At 62.1% G+C, this 1,741-nt stretch carries 1 protein-coding gene; it reads right to left on the bottom strand.

All coding sequences use genetic code 11. The features are described 5' to 3' along the window. Positions 1–150 precede the first annotated feature (150 nt). Positions 151–1,401, bottom strand: coding sequence for a rep family protein (locus U1R88_RS35405; RefSeq protein ID WP_322435543.1), 1,251 nt, complete (start codon positions 1,399–1,401; stop codon positions 151–153). Positions 1,402–1,741 lie beyond the last annotated feature (340 nt).

Here is a 1,741-nt window from a genome sequence, read left to right as displayed (position 1 = left end):
AAGACAGGCTGAAAACCATTGGCATAAAACCTGCTGTATGGCGAGAGCTACGAAAAATCGCCACCGATCACGAAATCACACTCAGCGAAGCGATAGAGCTTTTGCTGCAAAGGAGCGGTGCAAAGGATGGAAATGCAACTGGACCAGACGTCAAGAAACCAACTGATCGAGCTGATTGACTGGGCCGAGCGCCAGGGAATCGACTTGGCCAACTTCATTAGCGCCGTGAACGGGGAACTCCACGTTCGGGCATCCAAGGGCCAGGAGAAGTGCCTGGACCGCCTGCATACCCCCGCTTTCGGCCGCGTCGAGCAGCTCGGCGCGAGCATCGTTGCCGCGAACGAACCGCCACTGTTCGGCTGACAGGAAACCCAGCAGGTACGCCTTGTCGTCCTGCCGCTTCGCCAGCTCTTCGTCGGAGACCTCATTGACGCCCACCAGGGCCTTGAGGCCAGGGCTCCAGAAGAGCTGACGCGATCCGTGCATGCCCTGGACATACTCCAGATACCGCTCGTGATCGCCCTCCGCCTGACGCACCAAAAACTCATGCGGGTGAACGCCGGCGACGCGCCCTTGCTTCGACGACTGCGACGCCAACTCGGCATCGATGCCCCAGGAGCGCGACGTGTCCTGCTTCGCCAGGTAGTCACTCGAACTGACATCCCACTGGATATTGACCGCGTGCAGGTCGAAGGCGAACACCGTCGCCGGATCGTCCAGCAGCAGACCCGCCTTCATGCAGGCGTTGCGCCAGTGCTTGATGACAGCCGCCTGGAAGTGGCCGCGCCGGGCCTCGGTAAGGTCCTTCGTGATCCACAGCTCATGGGTGTGCGGGTGCCAGCCGTTCGCGCCGTGGGTGACCTCCAGCGACCGGACCATGCCGACATAGCCGACGTCCTTCATCATGTTGCGATAGCCGGACTTCTCACGCATCGCCTTGAAGGCATTCCGCTGGTTCGGGATCAGCTGCGCCAGGCGCTGAAAGCCGTAGTGCGGGAAGGTGAAGGTCACCATTTGCACTTGATACCCCTGCGCGTACGCCCACTCGACGAGCTTTTCCAGCTCAGGGCGCCGACGTGCCTGAATCTTGGCCGCGCACAGCGGGCAGGCCCACACGCTGCCACAGGTGGCCAGGTCGCCGTAATGCACGCTGCCGAACTCCTGCGACTGGTGCAGCGACACATGGATGCCGACGCGGGTGTACAGGCAGGTGCCGGTCAGGTGAACCCGCCAGCCAAACGGCTTGGTAGGGTCCTTGACCGCCAGACGGCGGAGCCAGCCACGGGCGACGGTGAGGGCCTGGTAGCGCTGGGCTCTGGCAGCCTTCGGGGCCGTGACAGAGGATTTACCTATACTGCCAAGGGGCGCGCCACCGTAGCCTCGTTCCTCGGCCCCGGTCACGCGCCCTTCACAGCCGGCATCAACCTTTCTGCTCGCCTGCGGTTGACACGCAGGGGCAATACTTGTAGTAGAATCCATACCACGGGCCTCGCAGTCCGAAACCCGGAAACCACCGCCGCCAAGCTGATGTTTCCGGGTTTTTTATTGCCTAAATTTCTTGTGATAGTGCAACCACACAAAGCGAAAGAGCAAGAGCAAGAGCCCCTCGCCGGGAGGCATCCCCCGGGGGTGCGATAGAACTGCACCCCCGGGTGCTGCTAAGGGTTGTCTGGTCGAGGTGCGTCAAGTGTTCGCTTCGCCCGGGTCTCCGTTCGCCGGATCGGTGGAGCTGATCCGACGA

The sequence above is a fragment of the Labrys sedimenti genome (genome assembly GCF_034424805.1).
In the GTDB taxonomy this organism is placed as follows: Bacteria; Pseudomonadota; Alphaproteobacteria; order Rhizobiales; family Labraceae; genus Labrys; species Labrys sedimenti.
Note: the sequence above shows the minus strand (reverse complement) of the source record. Positions and strands in the feature narration are given on the sequence as shown.